Origin of the sequence: Bradyrhizobium sp. 26S5 (genome assembly GCF_036923295.1) — a bacterium.
Taxonomy (GTDB): Bacteria; Pseudomonadota; Alphaproteobacteria; order Rhizobiales; family Xanthobacteraceae; genus Bradyrhizobium; species Bradyrhizobium septentrionale.
In genome coordinates this window covers 8,391,656-8,408,584 of sequence record NZ_CP145948.1, presented here as the reverse complement: position 1 = coordinate 8,408,584, position 16,929 = coordinate 8,391,656, and the positions used below count along the sequence as shown (strand labels likewise).

General features: G+C 64.7%; 17 protein-coding genes. 16 read left to right on the top strand and 1 reads right to left on the bottom strand.

What is annotated here, in order from left to right; all coding sequences use genetic code 11:
* Nucleotides 1–16: 16 nt before the first annotated feature.
* On the bottom strand, nucleotides 17–469 hold the full coding sequence (locus V5279_RS39835; RefSeq protein WP_166302599.1) for a hypothetical protein: 453 nt from the start codon (nucleotides 467–469) through the stop codon (nucleotides 17–19).
* 154 nt (nucleotides 470–623) lie between these two features.
* On the opposite strand from V5279_RS39835, the gene V5279_RS39830 reads away from it, so the two are divergent.
* The 16 genes from V5279_RS39830 (at nucleotide 624) to V5279_RS39755 (ending at nucleotide 16,917) form a co-directional block, all read left to right on the top strand.
* Nucleotides 624–1,067 carry a hypothetical protein gene (locus tag V5279_RS39830; protein ID WP_175619449.1) on the top strand — a complete coding sequence of 148 codons (444 nt, stop codon included), beginning with the start codon at nucleotides 624–626 and terminating at the stop codon, nucleotides 1,065–1,067.
* Nucleotides 1,060–2,292: an HlyD family secretion protein gene (locus tag V5279_RS39825; protein ID WP_166302602.1), complete on the top strand. Its 1,233-nt coding sequence runs from the start codon at nucleotides 1,060–1,062 to the stop codon at nucleotides 2,290–2,292. Before V5279_RS39830 ends, V5279_RS39825 begins: the two co-directional genes overlap by 8 nt.
* Before the next feature lie 24 nt (nucleotides 2,293–2,316).
* A complete protein-coding gene (locus V5279_RS39820; protein WP_338692312.1) occupies nucleotides 2,317–2,730 on the top strand; it encodes a hypothetical protein in 414 nt (137 codons plus the stop codon).
* A 120-nt stretch (nucleotides 2,731–2,850) separates the two neighbouring features.
* A complete protein-coding gene (locus tag V5279_RS39815) occupies nucleotides 2,851–3,687 on the top strand; it encodes a hypothetical protein (RefSeq protein WP_338692311.1) in 837 nt (278 codons plus the stop codon).
* Nucleotides 3,684–4,007, top strand: coding sequence for a hypothetical protein (locus tag V5279_RS39810; RefSeq protein WP_338692310.1), 324 nt, complete (start codon nucleotides 3,684–3,686; stop codon nucleotides 4,005–4,007). Before V5279_RS39815 ends, V5279_RS39810 begins: the two co-directional genes overlap by 4 nt.
* A gap of 82 nt (nucleotides 4,008–4,089) precedes the next feature.
* On the top strand, nucleotides 4,090–5,826 hold the full coding sequence (locus V5279_RS39805) for a DUF3300 domain-containing protein (protein WP_338692309.1): 1,737 nt from the start codon (nucleotides 4,090–4,092) through the stop codon (nucleotides 5,824–5,826).
* Complete coding sequence (locus V5279_RS39800; protein ID WP_338692308.1) at nucleotides 5,823–6,755, top strand: DUF2950 domain-containing protein; 933 nt, start codon at nucleotides 5,823–5,825, stop codon at nucleotides 6,753–6,755. Before V5279_RS39805 ends, V5279_RS39800 begins: the two co-directional genes overlap by 4 nt.
* Nucleotides 6,756–6,817: 62 nt before the next feature.
* Nucleotides 6,818–7,207 (top strand): hypothetical protein, encoded by a 390-nt coding sequence (locus V5279_RS39795; protein ID WP_338692307.1) that lies wholly within the window; start codon nucleotides 6,818–6,820, stop codon nucleotides 7,205–7,207.
* Between the two features lie 239 nt (nucleotides 7,208–7,446).
* Nucleotides 7,447–8,205, top strand: coding sequence for an IclR family transcriptional regulator (locus V5279_RS39790; protein ID WP_338692306.1), 759 nt, complete (start codon nucleotides 7,447–7,449; stop codon nucleotides 8,203–8,205).
* A gap of 142 nt (nucleotides 8,206–8,347) precedes the next feature.
* Nucleotides 8,348–9,409 (top strand): acyl-CoA dehydrogenase family protein, encoded by a 1,062-nt coding sequence (locus V5279_RS39785; RefSeq protein ID WP_338692305.1) that lies wholly within the window; start codon nucleotides 8,348–8,350, stop codon nucleotides 9,407–9,409.
* Nucleotides 9,406–10,569 carry an acyl-CoA dehydrogenase family protein gene (locus V5279_RS39780; RefSeq protein WP_338692304.1) on the top strand — a complete coding sequence of 388 codons (1,164 nt, stop codon included), beginning with the start codon at nucleotides 9,406–9,408 and terminating at the stop codon, nucleotides 10,567–10,569. Before V5279_RS39785 ends, V5279_RS39780 begins: the two co-directional genes overlap by 4 nt.
* A 30-nt stretch (nucleotides 10,570–10,599) precedes the next feature.
* A complete protein-coding gene (locus V5279_RS39775) occupies nucleotides 10,600–12,057 on the top strand; it encodes a CoA-binding protein (RefSeq protein WP_338692303.1) in 1,458 nt (485 codons plus the stop codon).
* Nucleotides 12,054–13,163: an acyl-CoA dehydrogenase family protein gene (locus tag V5279_RS39770; RefSeq protein ID WP_338692302.1), complete on the top strand. Its 1,110-nt coding sequence runs from the start codon at nucleotides 12,054–12,056 to the stop codon at nucleotides 13,161–13,163. Before V5279_RS39775 ends, V5279_RS39770 begins: the two co-directional genes overlap by 4 nt.
* A gap of 11 nt (nucleotides 13,164–13,174) precedes the next feature.
* Nucleotides 13,175–14,353: an acyl-CoA dehydrogenase family protein gene (locus tag V5279_RS39765; RefSeq protein WP_338692301.1), complete on the top strand. Its 1,179-nt coding sequence runs from the start codon at nucleotides 13,175–13,177 to the stop codon at nucleotides 14,351–14,353.
* 66 nt (nucleotides 14,354–14,419) lie between these two features.
* Nucleotides 14,420–15,637, top strand: a complete 1,218-nt coding sequence (locus tag V5279_RS39760; RefSeq protein ID WP_338692300.1) for an acetyl-CoA C-acyltransferase — start codon at nucleotides 14,420–14,422, stop codon at nucleotides 15,635–15,637.
* Nucleotides 15,634–16,917 (top strand): 3-hydroxyacyl-CoA dehydrogenase, encoded by a 1,284-nt coding sequence (locus V5279_RS39755; RefSeq protein WP_338692299.1) that lies wholly within the window; start codon nucleotides 15,634–15,636, stop codon nucleotides 16,915–16,917. The genes V5279_RS39760 and V5279_RS39755 overlap by 4 nt, the downstream gene beginning before the upstream one ends.
* Nucleotides 16,918–16,929 lie beyond the last annotated feature (12 nt).

Below are 16,929 nucleotides of genomic sequence, written 5' to 3'. Positions count from 1 at the left end.
TCCATCGTTTGAGCTGTCAGCCCCAGGCAATGACGATGCCGATGTCGCCGGGCATGCCGCCGGGGTATTCAACGACCTGGTAGCGGATGCGGTAGCCACGCGGTTGCAGATAGTCCGCCCAGAGCTGGTATATTTCCTTGGGTATGCCTGTCAGCGTCTTCTCCCATCCCGCCTCCATCTGATTGATGGCCCGCCCCTTGTCGGTGCACAGCGTGTTGGGGAAGCGATAGACCTGCACTTCGGTCAGCCCGTTGCGCACCGCACGCTGAATCACTGTCGAGGCCAGTTTGACTTTCTCGTCTTCGCTGAGACCGGACGGCTTGCTCAACCGCTCGATCAAGGCGCGCTTCTCGGCCTCCACAGCAGCCGCACGCTTGGCGTGTTCCTCGGCCTTCTCCGCTTCCTTGAACGCCGCCTGCTTCTGGATTTCATGCGCCTTCGGGATCAGGTCATCGATTTTGTCTCGCATGGCCGGGACTCCTGGGATCGATCTTGAGCCTTGCCCGAGAACGGTAGGAGCAAGCCGACCGTCTTCTTTGATCCAAATCAAGCAAGCCGCACGGAAGAAAGGCACGGTGCGAGGCACGGCTGCGAAGCGCCAGCGCCCGGAACGGAGATAAAATTTGAGCGAACAGATGCATCCGGCAGCCCCCCATCATCTGCCGTTCTTCATTCCCGGCGTCGACGGGTCGGACACCCTGATGGTGGTGATGGGCATTTTCCTTGTAGCTACAGTCTTCTGGGTTGGTACCCTCTACTGGAAGCTGCACAGCCTGCCGGAGCGCATGGCGCACAAGTCGCAGAAGCTGCAGTTTGAGATCGTCGCCGTCCTCGGCCTGATATCACTTTTCACCCACATGCATATCTTCTGGGTCGCCGGCCTGCTGCTGGCACTCATCGACCTGCCGGATTTCGGCACGCCGATGCGCAGCATTGCCGATTCCGTCGAGCGCATTGCCGACGCTACGCCGGGCGCGCCCGCTGCCGAACCGGAAGCCGAATCCGTATCTGGCGGCAGTCCCGACGTCCGGACGCCCGCGAAGCAAGAGGTGCACAACCATGCTTGAGCTGATGATCTGCTCGCTGGTGACGATCCTGCCGGATTACCTCTACCGCCGCTATCGGCAAGGCAAGCGGTTCGGCAAGGAGATCACGTTCTTCTCCGTCTGGTACGAATTGAGGTGGGGTATCACCGGCTGCCTGATGCTCACGATCTCGCTGATCACGATGATCTTCTACTTTCATCCCTCGACGACCTCCGCGGCGATCTACTTCAGGACCGTGCCGATCCTGCCCGAGGGCTCCGGCCGCGTCGTCGAGGTCAATGTCGGCTTCACCGAATCGGTGAAAAAGGGGGACGTCCTGTTCCGGCTCGATAGTTCGAGGCAAGAAGCTGCGCTCGAGACAGCCAGGCGAAAGATCGCCGAGGTGGATGCGTCGCTGATCTCGGCGCAGGCCGATGTCGTCAAGGCGGACGCTCAGATCGGGGAGGCGAAAGCCTCCTTGCAGCAAGCCAAGGACGAGCTGGATGTGAAGAGCGAATTGCAACGCCGCAATCCCGGCATTGTGCCGCAACGCGACATCGAGAAGCTGCAGGTGCTGGTTGATCAGCGGCAGTCCGGCGTCGATGCCGCTAGCGCCGTCAAGCAATCGGCGACGTTGCGCGTCACTACGCTTCTGCCGGCCGAGAAGGCAAGTGCCGAGGCCGCGCAGGCGCAGGCGCAAGTGGATCTCGACAAGACTTTCATCCGTGCCGGCGTCGATGGCCGCGTCGAGCAATTCCTCGTTCGCCCCGGAGATCTTGTGGCCCAGATCATGCGGCCGGCCGGAATCCTGATACCCGACCAAGCCGGCCGGAACAGTTTGCAGGCGGGGTTCGGGCAGATCGAGGCGCAGGTCATGAAGCCCGGCATGGTCGCGGAAGCCGCGTGTATGTCGAAACCCTGGGTGATCATTCCGCTGGTCGTCACCAGCGTGCAGGATTTCATCGCCGCCGGCCAGTTTCGGGCCACCGAGCTGTTGATCGACCCGCAGAGCCTGCAAAAGCCCGGCTCGATCCTCGTGTTCCTTGAGCCGCTCTACAAGGGCGGCCTTGACGGCGTGACACCGGGCAGCAGTTGCATCGTCAATGCCTACACCAGCAACCATGACGTGATCGCCGATCCGAAAACCGGCGCGTTGAAGGGTTTTGCCCTGCACGTCGTCGACGCGACCGCGCTCGTTCATGCGCTGCTGCTTCGGATCCAGGCGCTGCTGCTGCCGATCCAGACGCTGGTCTTGAGTGGTCACTGACGGGCGCGAACAGGGAGACGGCAGATGAAACCGGACGGCAAGCTTCGCGCAATCGTGGTGGCGGGCATGATCCTCGGATTGCCGGACTCCGCGCACGCGTTCGATCTCGCCGGCGCCTGGGCCACGAGCGCGGACCAATGCGGCAAGGTGTTCGCCCGCAAGGGCAGGGCGAACCAGGTCACGTTCACGAATTTCTCCGGGATCTATGGCGGCGGGTTCATCGCCGAGTCCGATCGCCTCAGGGGCAAGTTCGAGAACTGCAAGATCAAGTCGCGCAAGGATGATGGCAAGGACCTCAATATCATTGTGAGTTGCGCTTCGGGGATCATGGTGTCCAACGTGCAGTTTTTCCTCAAGGTTGTCGACGACGACACCATCACGCGCGAGTTTCCGGGCGTCGAGGGGATGCAGGTTTCCTATCATCGCTGCAAGCTCTAGCGGAATGCAGCCTTTGACCAATTTCTGCGGCCCGATATATTGAGCGTTGTTAAGCAGAATCCGGTCAACGCCGGATTGATCGAGTGACGCTCCGTGGATCCTCGCAGTTTACCAAGGTCGTTGCGCATCGCCCTGGTGGCCGGGCTCGTTCTGATGCTCGGGGGCGCCAGCTTGTTGGCCTATCGCTGGTATCTTCGGCCGACAACGCTCACCGTCGCCGTCGGTTCGCTCGATGGCGAAGCGAACAAGCTCATTTCGGCGATCGCGGGCAAGCTCACGGAGTCGAAGGCGACGGTCCGGCTGCGCTTGGTCCAGACCACGGGGCCGCTCGAGTCTGCCGCTGCGTTCGCGTCCGGAAAGGTCGATCTCGCGGTGGTGCGCGGCGATGTCGGCGACCTGTCGCAGGCCCAGACCGTGATCGTGCTGGCCCACGCCGTCGCACTGATCATTGCTCCGCCCGGTACTTCGATATCTGACGTGACGGAGCTGAAGCGCGCCACGCTCGGCGTGATCGGGTTCGAGGCCAATCAGAAGCTGATCAAGGTGTTGTCGGACGAATACGATCTCGCGCGCGCGGGCGTGACGTTCAAGCCGCTGTTGCCCTCGGACGCGCGCCGGGCGCTGGAGGCCAAGGAGGTCCGCGCCATCCTGGTCGTGATGCCTCTGACCGAGAAATATCTGTCCCTGCTGCGCGGCGTTCTCCCGCACACCGCGCGAACCGGCCCCCTGATGATTGCCATCGAGTCGGCGGGCGCGATCGCCGAAAGGGAGCGGGCCTACGAAAGCTTCGACGTGCCCAAGGGAACATTGCGGGGCTCGCCACCAATTCCCCCCGACGACCTGACGACGCTGCGGACCTCATTCTACCTGGTGGCGCAGAAGAAGCTTGGCAACGACCTGATTGGCGACTTGACCCAGTCGATCAATGGGGAAATGCGATTTTCCTGGCGCCGATGATCGCGGGCGGCCTTGCATCGGTGCTCGCCGCGGCCTGGAAATTTCTCCGGCCGGTCGAGACCCAGAGCCGACAGGAGGCGCTCGACATGCTTTATACCCTGGGGCCTCGGATCCGGGCGGCTGAGCAAATGCCGGAGCTGGAAGAGATCGAGCGCGAAATCGACCAGGTGCTGCGGACGCAGCGTAAGCAGCCGGTCGCGGACGACCAGGCCGAGCGTGCCGTCACCGCGGTGAACGTTGCAGCCCATCGGCTCGAGAACCTGATCCATGATCGCCGTGCCTATCTTGCATCGCAGCAGCCGGGTCCGGCCGGAAGCTGAGCGACGCTTTCCTTGATCTCGATCAAAGGAGGGACACGGCCGTGGCCGATGCTGTCGACCGCCGGTGTCGATGGAGGTCGCGATGTTCCGTTGGGGCAAGACTCTGGTTGCGATTGCGCTGGTATCGGCCATCCCCGTCGCTGCGGTGGCGCAAACCGCCGACAAGCCGCCTGCGCAGAGTAGTCAGCCACAGGCAGCTGCGCCGACAGCGCAGCCGGCTGACAAGTTGTTGAAGCCCGAGCAGCTCGAAGCGCTGGTCGCGCCGATTGCGCTCTATCCCGACGAGCTGCTGGCCAACGTGCTGGCGGCGTCGACATACCCGCTGGAAATTGTGCAGGCCGATCGCTGGCTGAAGGAGCGCAAGAATCTAAAAGGCGATGCGTTGAAGACCGAGGTCGAGAAGCAGGCCTGGGACGACAGTGTGAAGGCGCTTGCGAGCACGCCCGACGTTATTTCGATGATGAGCGAAAAGATCGATTGGACCAAAAATCTGGGCGATGCGGTGCTCGCGCAACAACCGGATGTGATGGATGCGATTCAGCGGTTGCGCTCGAAGGCCTATGACAACAAGAAGCTGGTGACGACCAAGCAGCAGAAGGTCAGCGTTCAAACACAAGAGAACAAGCAGGTGGTCGTAATCGAGTCGGCAGATCCGAATACGATGTACGTGCCCTATTATGAACCGGCTACAGTCTACGGCACCTGGCCCTACGCGGAATATCCGCCTGACTACTTCGGGTATCCGTCCTATATCGGCGCGGGCGTCATCGCGACCGGCCTGGCGTTCGGCGCGGGATGGGCAATTGGCCGCTGGGGCAACTACTGGGGCGGCGGGTGCAACTGGGGCAACCGCAACGTCTACGTCAACCACTACAACCGGGTGAACAACATCGGCAACAGCTGGCAGCACAACCCGGCGCATCGCCAGGGCGTCCGCTACAGCAACACCAACGTCCAGCAGCGGTTCGGCGGCAACAATGTGAAGGCCGGCGTCTCGGACCGGATGGATTTCCGCGGCCGTGACGGACAGCAAGTGCTGCGTCCTGACCAGGGCGCCGGAGATCGGGCGGGCGACCGAGCAGGAGATCGTGCGGCGGATCGTGCGGGTGACCGTGGTGGTGACCGCGGCGGAGATCGTGCCGGCACGCGCGATCGGCCCGGCGGCGGTGATCGCGCAGGTGCTTCAGATCGTGCAAAGGGCGGCGGCGATCGAGCTGGAGCAAAGGGTGGCGGCGATCGAGCCGGAGCAAAGGGGAGCGGCGATCGCGCAAAGGCCGCCAACCGCGGCAATGCCGGTAACCGCGCAGCTGCGGCCAATCGCGGTGGCGGCGGCAATCGCGGCGGCGCCATGAACGTGTCGTCCGGACGGGCAGCTGCGGCGGCATCGGCGCGGGGGCGATCGAGCATGGCCAGCATGCCGCGCGGCGGCGGCGGCGGAGCAAGCTTCGCGGGTCGTGGCGGCGGTGGATTCCAGGGTGGCGGCGGAGGCGGCTTCCGTGGTGGAGGAGGAGGCGGCGGCTTCCGCGGCGGCGGTGGCGGCGGACGGCGTTCCGACATCGCGCTCAAGCACGATATCGAACTGCTTGGATATCTCGCCAACGGCCTCGGCTATTACCGCTTCAGCTATCTCGGCAGCAGCAAATCCTATGTCGGCGTGATGGCGCAGGAAGTCGAGCACGTCATGCCAGCGGCGGTGACGCGCGGCGCCGACGGCTATCTCAGGGTCTATTACGACAGGCTCGGTCTCAAGCTTCGCAGCTACGACGAATGGCGTGCCACTGGTGCGAAGATTCCATCTCGGTCGGAGGCATCACGATGACAGGCTTTTCGTCCTTGCGATCGAATCGCATTGCTTCCGTCAGCATCGCTGCGGCAGCAGCACTCGCTCTGCTGCTGTCTCCGGCTCGCGCCCAGCAGGGCTTCCCCAATCCCGAAGACGCAGCGTCCGCCTTGGCGACCGCCGTCAAGACCGGCACGAGCCGGGCCATGCTGAAGGTGCTGGGCCGCGATGCTGCCGATATCATTGAGTCCGGCGACGATGTCGCCGACGCCAATGCGCGACAGCGCTTCCTTTCGGCCTACGACGCCAAGCATTCGATCAAGGCCGACGACAATAAGAAGGCCACCCTGATTCTGGGGCCCGACGACTTCCCGTTCCCGATTCCCCTCGTCAACAACCATGACGGCTGGAGTTTTGACGCGGCTGCGGGACGTCGCGAAATCCTCTACCGCAGGATTGGCAATAACGAGCTTGCTGCGATCCAGACCTGTCTCGCCTATGTCGACGCTCAGAATGAATATGCCGAGAAGGATCGCGGCGAGGGTGTGGGCGCCTATGCCCAGCGCATCGTCAGCAGGCCGGGCAAGACCGACGGATTGTTCTGGCGCGACGACAAGGACCCGAGTCCGCTCGGTGAGCTGGCGGCCCAGGCCGCGGCGGAGGGCTACAAGGTCGGCGAGCAGAGCGCGCCGTACCACGGATACTACTATCGGATCCTGAAAGCGCAGGGCTCCGACGCCCCGGGCGGCGCGCTGAACTATGTCGTGAAGGGCAAGATGATCGGTGGATTTGCACTGGTCGCCTATCCCGCCGAATACGCCAATTCCGGCGTCATGACGTTCCTGGTCAACCACGCAGGCACTGTCTATCAAAAGGATCTCGGCTCACGTACCGATTTTCTAGCCAAGCGCATGATCGTTTTCGATCCGGATCACACCTGGAAGAAAGTCGACCTTACAAATTTCTGAGCTCAGAGGGGGCTGCAGCGATGCGATGCACGGTCCGTCCCGTCATACTGGCGCTTGTGGCGATGATCCTGTCGGTCGCGCCATGCTCCGCACAGGCGACCGGCCATGTCCAGGTCAAGTTCGTGAAGGCGGCTCTCGTCGTGGGTGGTGGCGGCGGGAGCGGCACGCTCACCTACCGTGCGCGGCACTATCGGTTCATCGTGTCTGGCTTCAGCCTCGGCTTAAGCGCGGGTGCGTCGGTGACCTGGCTGGAAGGCACCGCCTCTGGCATCAGGGAGGTCAACGATTTCGCCGGCAGCTATACGCTGGTCGGAGGAGGCGGCGCATGGGCTGCCGGCGTGGGCGGCGTGAGTATGCGTAACGAACGCGGTGTTCTGCTTACGCTCAAAGGGCCGAAAGCAGGACTGGAATTTGCCGCAAACCTCGGCGGGCTCACAATCTCGTTGCGATGAACTTGAGCTGTATTCAGCCTATCGCTGACGATAGGCTGGGGTTGACTGACACTCTCCCCGCCGCTGCACTGCTCCCCACTGTTTCCTATGGTTCGAATCCGAGCTCGGAGGTCCGTCCCCGCAGCATCGGCATCCCTGCCGACGAGCCGGCCTCACAGGCGCCAGGGAGTGGCGTTAGTGTGCAAACACGTATATGAAAGCCTCTTCCACATACACGGATCGACGTCCTGGAGGGTGCGATGGCGGATGCCGCGATCAAGTCGGCACGGCGCGTGTTCGAGATCATGGAATTCTTCGATCGCGCGCGTCGCCCGCTCGGCCTCAAGGCGATCTGCGACGAACTACGCTACCCCGTCTCAAGCGGCGCGGCGATGCTGAAGAGTCTCGTGACGCTGGGCTATCTGGAGTACGATCGCAAGACGCAGACCTATCTGCCGACGATGCGGATCGCGGTATTGGGGCGATGGGTGTCGGAGCAGCTGTTCGGCGAAATCAGGATGCTGCCGCTGATGGAGGAATTGCGCGACCGCACCCGCGAAACGGTGATCGTGGGGACCCAGAGTGACATCAGCGCCCAATATGTGCACGTGCTGCGCTCAAACCAGGCGCTCGCCTATTCGGCCGAGCCGGGATCGCTGCGCCCGCTGGCACGCTGCGGTGTCGGTTTGACATTGCTCAGCAGCAAGTCGGACGAGGAGATCGACACGCTTGTCTACCGCAGCAATCATGCGGAGCCGACGCGTAGCCACCGCGTGGCGCTGAAAGACGTGATGGCGAACATCGAGCGCATCCGCAAGCAGGGCTACTTCTTCTCCCGCGGCATCTACAGTGAAGGCATCGGCGTGATCGCGATGCCACTGCCGCAAGCGCCGTTCACCCGCAGCTTCGTCATAGCGCTTGGCGGGCCGGTGTACCGCCTCGAGCGGCATCTCGATCAGAACGTCGCGGCGCTGCACGGCGCGATCCGTCGATTCCTGCCAAGGAATGCCAAAAGCTGATCGCCTTCCATTTCCATGGATATGGAAGTGCAAGGCATATGCCTGTAACGGATTGCGAGGCGCGACCTCCCCGATCTAACTTGCCGGCGAATGACGAGCCGGCTAGCAGATCGCCCGGCACAATCGGCACGGGAGGTTAAGCGTGGACTTTGCGCGGGGAGAAGGCGACGAGATCATCGCCGGGACGATCGGGCGATTCGCGGCTGACGAGTTGCGTCCCCGTCTTCGCGAGTTCGAAAGTGCGCGCACGGTCAGCGAAAACGTGCGGGAGCGCTTCGCCGCGCTGGGCTTCGAGGCGCTGGATGTCGCCGAGGAAGCCGGTGGTGCCGGCCTCGGTCTGCTCCATCGTGTCAGGACCAACCGTTTGCTCGCTGAAGCCGACGCCGGCGCCGCGCTTGCGCTGGACCGGTTCGCGCCGGCGATCTACGTGATCGAGGCCTTCGGCGGGGTTGAAGCCCTGAAGTCGCTTCAGCTGAACCTCGGGCAGTCTGACGTTCGCTTCGTCCTGGTGATGGATCCTGGTGCCGGGGATGTTGCCGGTGCCCGCGTTGCAGGCCGGGTGGCCTGGATACCTGCCGCAGGAGCGGATGTGCTCGTCGGTCTTGGTCCGCAGGGCGCGTGGCTGTTGAAGCAGGGTTTTGCGTTCGAGCCCGTCGCTGGCTCGGCCCTGCACGCCGCAGGCGCAAGCAGCGTGATGTTTGACGGCACGCCCATTCTGGCATGGCATGATCCGGCGCGTGCGGCGCGCACGCTGGCCAGGATCAGGGTCTACTACGCGTCGCTGATCTGGGGTGTGCTCTCCGATGCTGCCCGGTTTTCGCGCAGCTACGCGCTCGACCGCGTCGCGTTCGGCAAGCCGATTGCCCATCATCAGGCGCTCGCATTCCTGATCGTCGATATGTACGTCGCCGTCGAGCGGTTGGGGCTTCTGATCGAAGATGCGGCGCTGGCGATCGATGCCGGCGAAGGCCGCGCCGTCGGTGCGGCGGCGGCGGCTTTCGTCGATGCCATTGAGGCGAGCCGCTTCGTCGGTCCGAATGGCGTTCAGATCCTCGGCGGGCACGGCTTCATGCGTGACTTCCCTGTCGAGAAGGCGATGCGGGACTGTCGCGCGCTCGGCCTGCTGGCGGGCGGATGCGATGCCGCGCGCGAGCAGGCCGGCGCGGCGCTCGCGGCTACAATCTCGGAGAGGATCGCCGCGTGAACAATTTCAGCGCCGCGCTCAATGCGTATATCGAACAGGTTCGGGAATGGGGGCTGCGCGAGGTACGGCGCGCCGGACTCGAGGCCGATCGCAACGGCGCGCCGTTGCCGCCTGATCATCCCTATTTTGCCGCGTATGTCGATTTCCGGAGGAGGCATCCCGTGCCGGCCGACGACGGCGCGATGCCTGAAGGTCCCGCGGTCCGAATGGCCGCAATCAATGAGGAGAATGCCTATTGGGATCGTGGCATGGGCGTCGCTGCGCCAGGACCGGGACTGCCGGCGCCGATCGTCACCGCTGCCGGCACGCCGGAGCAGCGAGAGCGCTTCCTTGGGCCATTCCGCGGCACTGACATTCCGCGCTGGGGCAGCTTCGCGCTGACGGAACCGAGCGGAGGATCGGACACGGCGGCGTTCCGCACCCGCGCGACACGCACCGATCGCGGCTATCTGCTCAATGGCGCCAAGTGCTTCATCGGCAATGCCGCTCGCGCCGACTGGGTGCTGGTGCAGGCCAATCTCGATCCCGACAAGGGGCGGGCCGGGCAGCGGTCGTTTTTCATCGAGCGTGGTAACCGCGGCATGACCGGGATCACGATCGAGAAGAAGATGGGGCTCCGCGCCTATGAGTCGGTCTCGTTCATCCTCGAGGATTGCGAGGTCCCGCACGACAACATCCTGGGCGGCGAGCGGCCCGAACGGACGTCGAAGTCGAGCGCCTACGGCGCAACGATGGGGACGCTCAACACCACGCGCGTCGGCGTCGCGGCGAGCGCCGTCGGCTTGGCGCGCTCCGCCTATGACGAGGCGTTGAATTTTGCGACGCAGTCGGGCGCGTTCAGGTCGATACGGGTGCGCGACCGGCTGGAGGCGATGTACCGGCAGCTTCGCGCAGCCTGGCTCATGACACTGCGCGCGGCCTGGAAGGCCGACAACAGGATCCCCAACATCGTGGACGCCTCGATGGCCAAGGTGTTTGCCGCGGAGACCGCCCAGGATCTCGCCAGTGCGGGCATGGAGATCGTCGGGCTCGAGGCGGGGGCCGGTCATCACCTCGTCGAGAAGCTGTTTCGCGATGCGAAGGCGCTCAACATCGTCGAGGGCACCGGGCAAATCCAGCGCATCATCATGGCGAGAAATCTCGTCGGACTGCCGCGCTGACGCGATCCGAAACATTGCATGGATGGTCCCTTGAACAAAATCCTCCGCCCATCGGACGCGGCGTCGATCGCCGCCTTTCTGGCACCCCGCTCGATCGCCGTCATCGGCGCCGCGCCCGCCGAACAGCGCTCGATCCGCGGCATGTTGCTGCGGGTGCTGCGCCGCGCCGGATTCACCGGACCGATTGCACCGGTCAATCCGAGCTACCGCGAGGTCAACGGCTTGCCCTGCTATCCCGCCATTGCCGCGGTCGAGTTCTCGATCGATCTCGCCATCATCGCCCTCCCGGCGGAGCTGGTCTGCGACGTCGTTGAGCAATGCGCCGCGGCTGGCGTTCGTGCGGCGATCATTATTTCCTCGGGATTTGCTGAAGAAAGCGTTGCGAAGGCCGAGCGCCAGTCGCGGTTGTCGGAGATCGCGCGACGCACCGGGATTCGTATCTGCGGTCCGAATTGCGAGGGATTCTATAATGTCGGCGGACGCGTCGCGGCGACATTCAGCGCGGCCGCGGAGCCCTTGCATCCGGACCCGACGCAAAATGCGGCTGCCGGTCGCGTGGCGATCGTGGCGCAGAGCGGGGGCCTCGGCTTCTCGTTGTTCAGTCGCGGGCGCGCCGCCGGCCTGAAGATCGGCCATGTCGTCACGACGGGCAATGAGTGCGATCTCACCGCAGTCGACTTCATCACGCATTTTGCAGGCGATCCCGACTGCGCGGCCATCATTGCCTACCTTGAGGAGGTTCGTGACTTCGAACGGTTCGCTGTCGCGGCGGGTAAGGCGCGTGCGGCGGGCAGGTCGGTGATCGTGATCAAGATTGGCCGATCCGAAGCTGGCCGTCGGGCGGCTGTCGCACACACCGCAAGCGATACCGGCGTGGCTGCGGATTTTGATACGATGTTCGCGGCCACCGGCGTGATCGCGGTCGCTGATCCCGACGATGCGGTTGCGGCAGCGCTCGGACGCTTGACCAACCCGATTGCTGCGGGTCGTCGCGTCGGCATTGTCACGACGGCGGGCGGCGCCGGAGCTGTCCTGAGCGAATGCCTCACGGAAGCAGGGTTTAACGTTCCCGTATTGGATCAGAAGCTGCAGGCGCGGCTTCGGCCGACGTTCCCCTCCTATGGCTCCGCCGCGAACCCGATTGACGTCACCGCGCAGGGCATCTTCACGGGTGGCGTCCTTCAGTCGCTCGAAGTGCTGCTCGACGGCGAGGAGGTCGATTCCGTCGTGCTTGCCCTGTCCTTGTCGAACGACCGCAGCATCTCGCTGGACGTGGAGGCGCTCAGCGCGCTCCGCGCGCGCCGATCGAAGCCCGTTCTGATCTACAGCTACACCTTGCTGTCGCCCTTCGCGCGCGAAGCGCTCACGGCTGCGGGATTTGCGGTGTTCGAGCGAGCCCGGGACCTTGTCGTCGCCATGCGCGCACTGAGCACGGTCGGCGGCGACGACCATACGCGCGCATTCGGCGGCGAAGCCGTGGCGTCATGATCAGCTTTGATGTCACTGACGAACAACGCCAGATTCGCGACATGCTCCTCGCGTTCTCGAACAACGAGCTGGCGCCGCGGGCACGGCGGGCCGACGAAGCGTGCGCCGCGCCGGCTGACTTGCTCGACGAAGCGTGGTCCCTAGGGCTGGCCTCACTTGCGATTCCGGAGGCTTATGGCGGCGGCGGTGCGTCGCGCTCGGCCCTGACGGGCGCGTTGATGCTGGAAGCGATGGGCTCCGGATGCGCCGGGCTCGGTGGCACCGCCGTTGCGTCGTCGCTGTTTGTCAACCCGCTGATTGACCTCGGGACGGAAGAGCAGAGGAAGCGTGACCTGCCGAAATTCTGCGGGACCTCACGCCGCGTGGCAACGCTCGCGCTGCATGAGGACGCGCTTGCGTTCGATCCGTCGCGGATCGTCACTCGCGCCGAACCGGATCAGGACGGTTGGCGGATCACCGGCGTCAAGCGGCTGGTCCCTCTGGGCGAGCAGGCCGAGGACATGCTCGTGCTCGCGCGGGCATCCGACGCGCCGGGGATCGACGGGATCAAGGCCTTCATCGTCCCTCCGCGTGCCCCGGGCGTCACGATCGCCCGCGAGAGCGGCACCATCGGCCTGACGCCGATGGGATTTGCCCGGGTTGAGCTTGCCGGCGTGCCGCTTCCGGCTGCCGCGATCCTCGGCGAAGGCGGTGGCGCGGATATCCGTCCCCTGCTGGCCAGCCTGCGTATCGGCGGTGCGGCACTCGCCGTGGGGCTGGCGCGCGCGGTGACCGATTTCGCGATTCCATACGCCAGGGAACGTGTCGCATTCGGTGAGCCGATCGCGAAGAAGCAGTCGATCGCCTTCACGCTCGCCGACATGCATATCGAGTGCGACGCCATGCGCTGGCTGGTCTGGAAGGCGGCTGCCGCGTTCGATCGGGGAGTCGATGTTTCGAAAACGGCCGTCCTTGCGCAGAACTACGTCAACCGCCGCGCGATCAGGATCGCCGATGACGGGCTGCAGATATTCGGCGGTCACGGCTATATCCGCGACCTTCCGCTCGAGATGTGGCTGCGCAACGCGCGGATGCTGACCATCCACGGCGCGCTTGCGGCGGCGTGAAGGAGCAGAGCATGGTGGATTTCACGCTTTCCGACACTGATCGGGAAATTCTTTCGAGAGTAGCCGAAGAGGCAAAGGCCAGCGAGAAATACGCGCGGCACTACGACGCGCACGAGGACGAAATCCTGCCCAAGGCGTTCGCCGAGGCCGCGGCGTTCCCCTCGCTGCTCGAACGGATGCGACGTCGGCCGAGCGACGACACGCCATCCGTGATCATGCAGATGCTGATCAAGATCGAGCGCGAGGCACACAACGGCGTGCCGTTGCGCCAGGCGCCATCGGCGCTAGGCAATGCGGCGCTGGGCGCGGCCGGCACGCCCGCGCAGCAGAAACGGTGGGGGCATCTGATGCTGGCGATGTCGATCACCGAGCCGGGTGCCGGATCCGATACCAAGGCGATCCAGGCGACCGCTGTGCTCGATGGCGACGAGTGGGTGCTGAATGGCGACAAGATCTTCGTCACCAATGGCGTGCGGTGCCACGGCACGATCGTCTGGGCGACCGTCAGCAAGGCGGCGGGTCGCGGCGGCATCAAATCGTTCCTGGTGCTGAAGGGTACTGCCGGGTTCGAGCTGGTCCGCAAGGAAAAGAAGCTCGGAATTCGCAGCAGCGATACCGCAGCCTACGCGTTTCGCGATTGCCGCATCCCGCGTGACCATCTGATCGGTGGCGACGAGCGCGTGCCGCAAAGCGCGGACGAGGGCTCCGCCTCCTACAAAGGGGTCCTCAAGACGTTCAACATCACCCGTCCGACCGTCGCCGCGGGCGGCATCGGAAAGGCGCTCGGCGCTTTCCGGTATGCGCGGGATCACCTGGCCGCGGAAGGGATCGCGGTCGACTGGGACAAGGGGCCGCACGATCGGACCGCCACGGAGCAGACGCTGCTGGAACTCGAGGCAGACATCGAGGCCGCGACGCTGACGGTGCTGCGCGCAGCCTGGCTCGCGGCGCGCGGCGAACCCAACAATCTTGAGGCATCGGTCGCAAAGGCGAAGGGCGGCGAGCTCTGCCGCAGCGGTCCGCAGCGCGCGATGGAGCTGCTGGGGGCAATGAGCCTCAGCCACGATCATCCGGTCGAGCAATTCCTGCGCGATGGCCGCATCACCGACATTTATGAGGGTACCGGCCAGATCCAGCGGCTCGTCATCGCGCGCGCCATCCTCGGATATTCGTCGGCCGAGCTCAGTTGAACGCAGGACACAGGCCAAAGCCCAGGGCGGTTGATCGACGGGAAGTTCCCGACAGGAGAAGTTTTGATGCGCGAAGCTGTGATCGTTTCGACGGCGCGGACGCCGATCGGCAAGGCCTATCGAGGCGCGTTCAACAACACGACGGCGCCGACGCTGGGCGGCCACGTCATTCGCGCGGTCGTCGAGCGCGCCGGGCTCGATCCGGCCGAGGTCGACGACGTGGTGATGGGCGCCGCCCAGCAACAGGGGACCTCGGGCAACAACGTAGCTCGTCACGCCGCGCTGCGCGCCGGACTTCCCGACAGCGTCGCCGCGATGTCGATCGATCGCAAATGCTCGTCCGGTCTGATGGCGATCGCGACCGCCGCGAAGTACATCATCAATGACGGTGCACCGGTCGCGATCGGCGGCGGCCTGGAATCGATCAGCCTGGTGCAGAACGACAAGGTCAATCGTTATCGGGCGTGGGACGATTGGATTCTCCGCCATGCGACGGGTCTCACGAGCTCGATGATCGAGACGGCCGAGCTCGTCGCGGAGCGTTACGGCATCAGTCGCGAAGCGCAGGACGACTATGCCCTGCGATCGCAGCAACGGACGGCGATAGCGCAGGCCGAAGGCCGCTTCGACCGGGAAATCGCGCCGCTCAAGACCGAGATGGCGGTCACAGATCACGCCAGCAGCGAAACCACCGTCAGGGAGGTTACGCTGACGCGGGACGAGGGCAATCGTCCGCAAACCACCCTCGAAGATCTCGCGAAGCTCAAGCCCGTGTTCGCAGGCGGGCGCTTTGTCAAGCAGGGACGATTTGTCACCGCCGGAAACGCCTCGCAGCTGTCTGACGGCGCCGCGGCGGTGCTCCTGATGGAGGCCGCGGAGGCGGAGCGGCGCGGTCTCGAGCCGCTCGGCGCCTATCGCGGCATGGCGGTTGCGGGCTGTGCGCCGGAGGAGATGGGCATCGGTCCCGTTTTCGCGGTACCCAAGCTGCTCGAGCGCAACGGACTGCGGAGCGATGATATCGACCTCTGGGAGCTGAATGAGGCGTTCGCGTCGCAGCTGCTGTATTGCCGCGACCGGCTCGGCATTCCCGACGAGCGGCTCAACGTCTCGGGCGGCGCGATCGCGATCGGTCATCCCTATGGCATGACGGGCGCGCGCTGCGTCGGACATCTGATGCAGGCGGGGAGGCGCCGCAAGGCCCGCTACGGCGTGGTGACGATGTGCTGCGCAGGCGGCATCGGTGCTGCCGGCCTGTTCGAGATTTTTCATGGAGGGACTGCATGAGCAAGCGCGAGGCCGATCTGCCGGAGGTGCAACAGCACATCCACGTCGCCGAACGCGATGCGGCGAGGATCGATGGTGTGAGTGCCGATACGCCGCGGATCCCGATCGAACGCGTCGGCATCCTCGGCGCCGGTACGATGGGGGGCGGCATCGCCATGAACTTCCTGTCGATTGGCATTCCCGTGACGATCGTCGAGCGTGACCGGGCTCCGCTGGAGCGGGGCATCGCTGCGATCCGCCAAAACTACGAGCGCGCCGTAAGCCGTGGCCGCCTTGCCGCGGAAGACGTCGAGCGCGCGCTGGCATTGCTGACGCCGAGCCTCGTCATCGAGGACCTTGCCGAAAGCGATCTCATCATCGAGGCCGTGTTCGAGAACATGGCGGTCAAGAAGGATGTGTTTCGCAAGCTCGATGCGATCGCCAAGCCGGGCGCGATCCTGGCGTCGAACACCAGCCGGCTCGACATCGACGCGATTGCGGCGGAGACACGCCGGCCCGAGGCGGTGATCGGCCTGCACTTCTTCTCGCCGGCGAACGTCATGCGCTTGCTGGAGATCGTGCGCGGGGCGAAGACCGGGCCGTCGCAGCTTGCGACCGCCATGGACCTCGCCGGGCGGATCGGCAAGATCGCCGTCGTTTCGGGCGTCTGCCCGGGCTTCATCGGCAACCGCATGCTGGGCCGGCGACAGGCGCAGGCGCAAAGGCTGATCCTCGAAGGCGCGAGACCCTGGGATGTCGATCGCGTGCTGACCGAATTCGGGTTCCCGATGGGGCCGTTCCAGATGAGCGATCTGGCGGGCCTCGATCTCGGCTGGCGGCGCGAGACCTCGAAGGGCGAAAGCATTCGCGATCTGTTGTGTGAACGTGACCGCCGCGGACAGAAGACGTCGAAGGGCTACTACGACTACGACGCCGAGCGTGTCCCGACGCCCTCGCCGGAAGTCGAGGCGCTCATTGCCGAGCTTGCAAGGAGCCGCGGCTACCGTTCGCGTCAGGTCACGGACGATGAGATCCTGGAGCGGCTGCTCTATCCGATGATCGACGAGGGCATCAAGATCCTCGATGAGGGTATTGCGCAGCGCGCCTCTGACATCGATGTGGTCTGGCTCAATGGCTACGGTTGGCCGGCGCGCACGGGAGGCCCGATGCTCTGGGCGGAGGGCGTCGGGCTCAGCCGCATCGCCACGCGTCTTCAGTTCCATGCCGGCACGCTCGGCCCGGATGGCGCACTGTCGCAGCGGCTCGCACGCATCGCGGCGTCGGGTGGGCATGCGAGCTGATCCCCGGAGCAT

Excerpts from the sequence above, each read along its gene's own strand:
- V5279_RS39765 (WP_338692301.1), top strand. The coding sequence starts at position 13,175 with ATGGTGGATTTCACGCTTTCCGACACTGATCGGGAAATTCTTTCGAGA.
- V5279_RS39800 (WP_338692308.1), top strand. The coding sequence starts at position 5,823 with ATGACAGGCTTTTCGTCCTTGCGATCGAATCGCATTGCTTCCGTCAGC.
- V5279_RS39835 (WP_166302599.1), bottom strand. The coding sequence starts at position 469 with ATGCGAGACAAAATCGATGACCTGATCCCGAAGGCGCATGAAATCCAG.
- V5279_RS39805 (WP_338692309.1), top strand. The coding sequence starts at position 4,090 with ATGTTCCGTTGGGGCAAGACTCTGGTTGCGATTGCGCTGGTATCGGCC.
- V5279_RS39820 (WP_338692312.1), top strand. The coding sequence starts at position 2,317 with ATGAAACCGGACGGCAAGCTTCGCGCAATCGTGGTGGCGGGCATGATC.
- V5279_RS39770 (WP_338692302.1), top strand. The coding sequence starts at position 12,054 with ATGATCAGCTTTGATGTCACTGACGAACAACGCCAGATTCGCGACATG.
- V5279_RS39755 (WP_338692299.1), top strand. The coding sequence starts at position 15,634 with ATGAGCAAGCGCGAGGCCGATCTGCCGGAGGTGCAACAGCACATCCAC.
- V5279_RS39790 (WP_338692306.1), top strand. The coding sequence starts at position 7,447 with ATGGCGGATGCCGCGATCAAGTCGGCACGGCGCGTGTTCGAGATCATG.
- V5279_RS39825 (WP_166302602.1), top strand. The coding sequence starts at position 1,060 with ATGCTTGAGCTGATGATCTGCTCGCTGGTGACGATCCTGCCGGATTAC.
- V5279_RS39810 (WP_338692310.1), top strand. The coding sequence starts at position 3,684 with ATGATCGCGGGCGGCCTTGCATCGGTGCTCGCCGCGGCCTGGAAATTT.
- V5279_RS39795 (WP_338692307.1), top strand. The coding sequence starts at position 6,818 with ATGATCCTGTCGGTCGCGCCATGCTCCGCACAGGCGACCGGCCATGTC.
- V5279_RS39760 (WP_338692300.1), top strand. The coding sequence starts at position 14,420 with ATGCGCGAAGCTGTGATCGTTTCGACGGCGCGGACGCCGATCGGCAAG.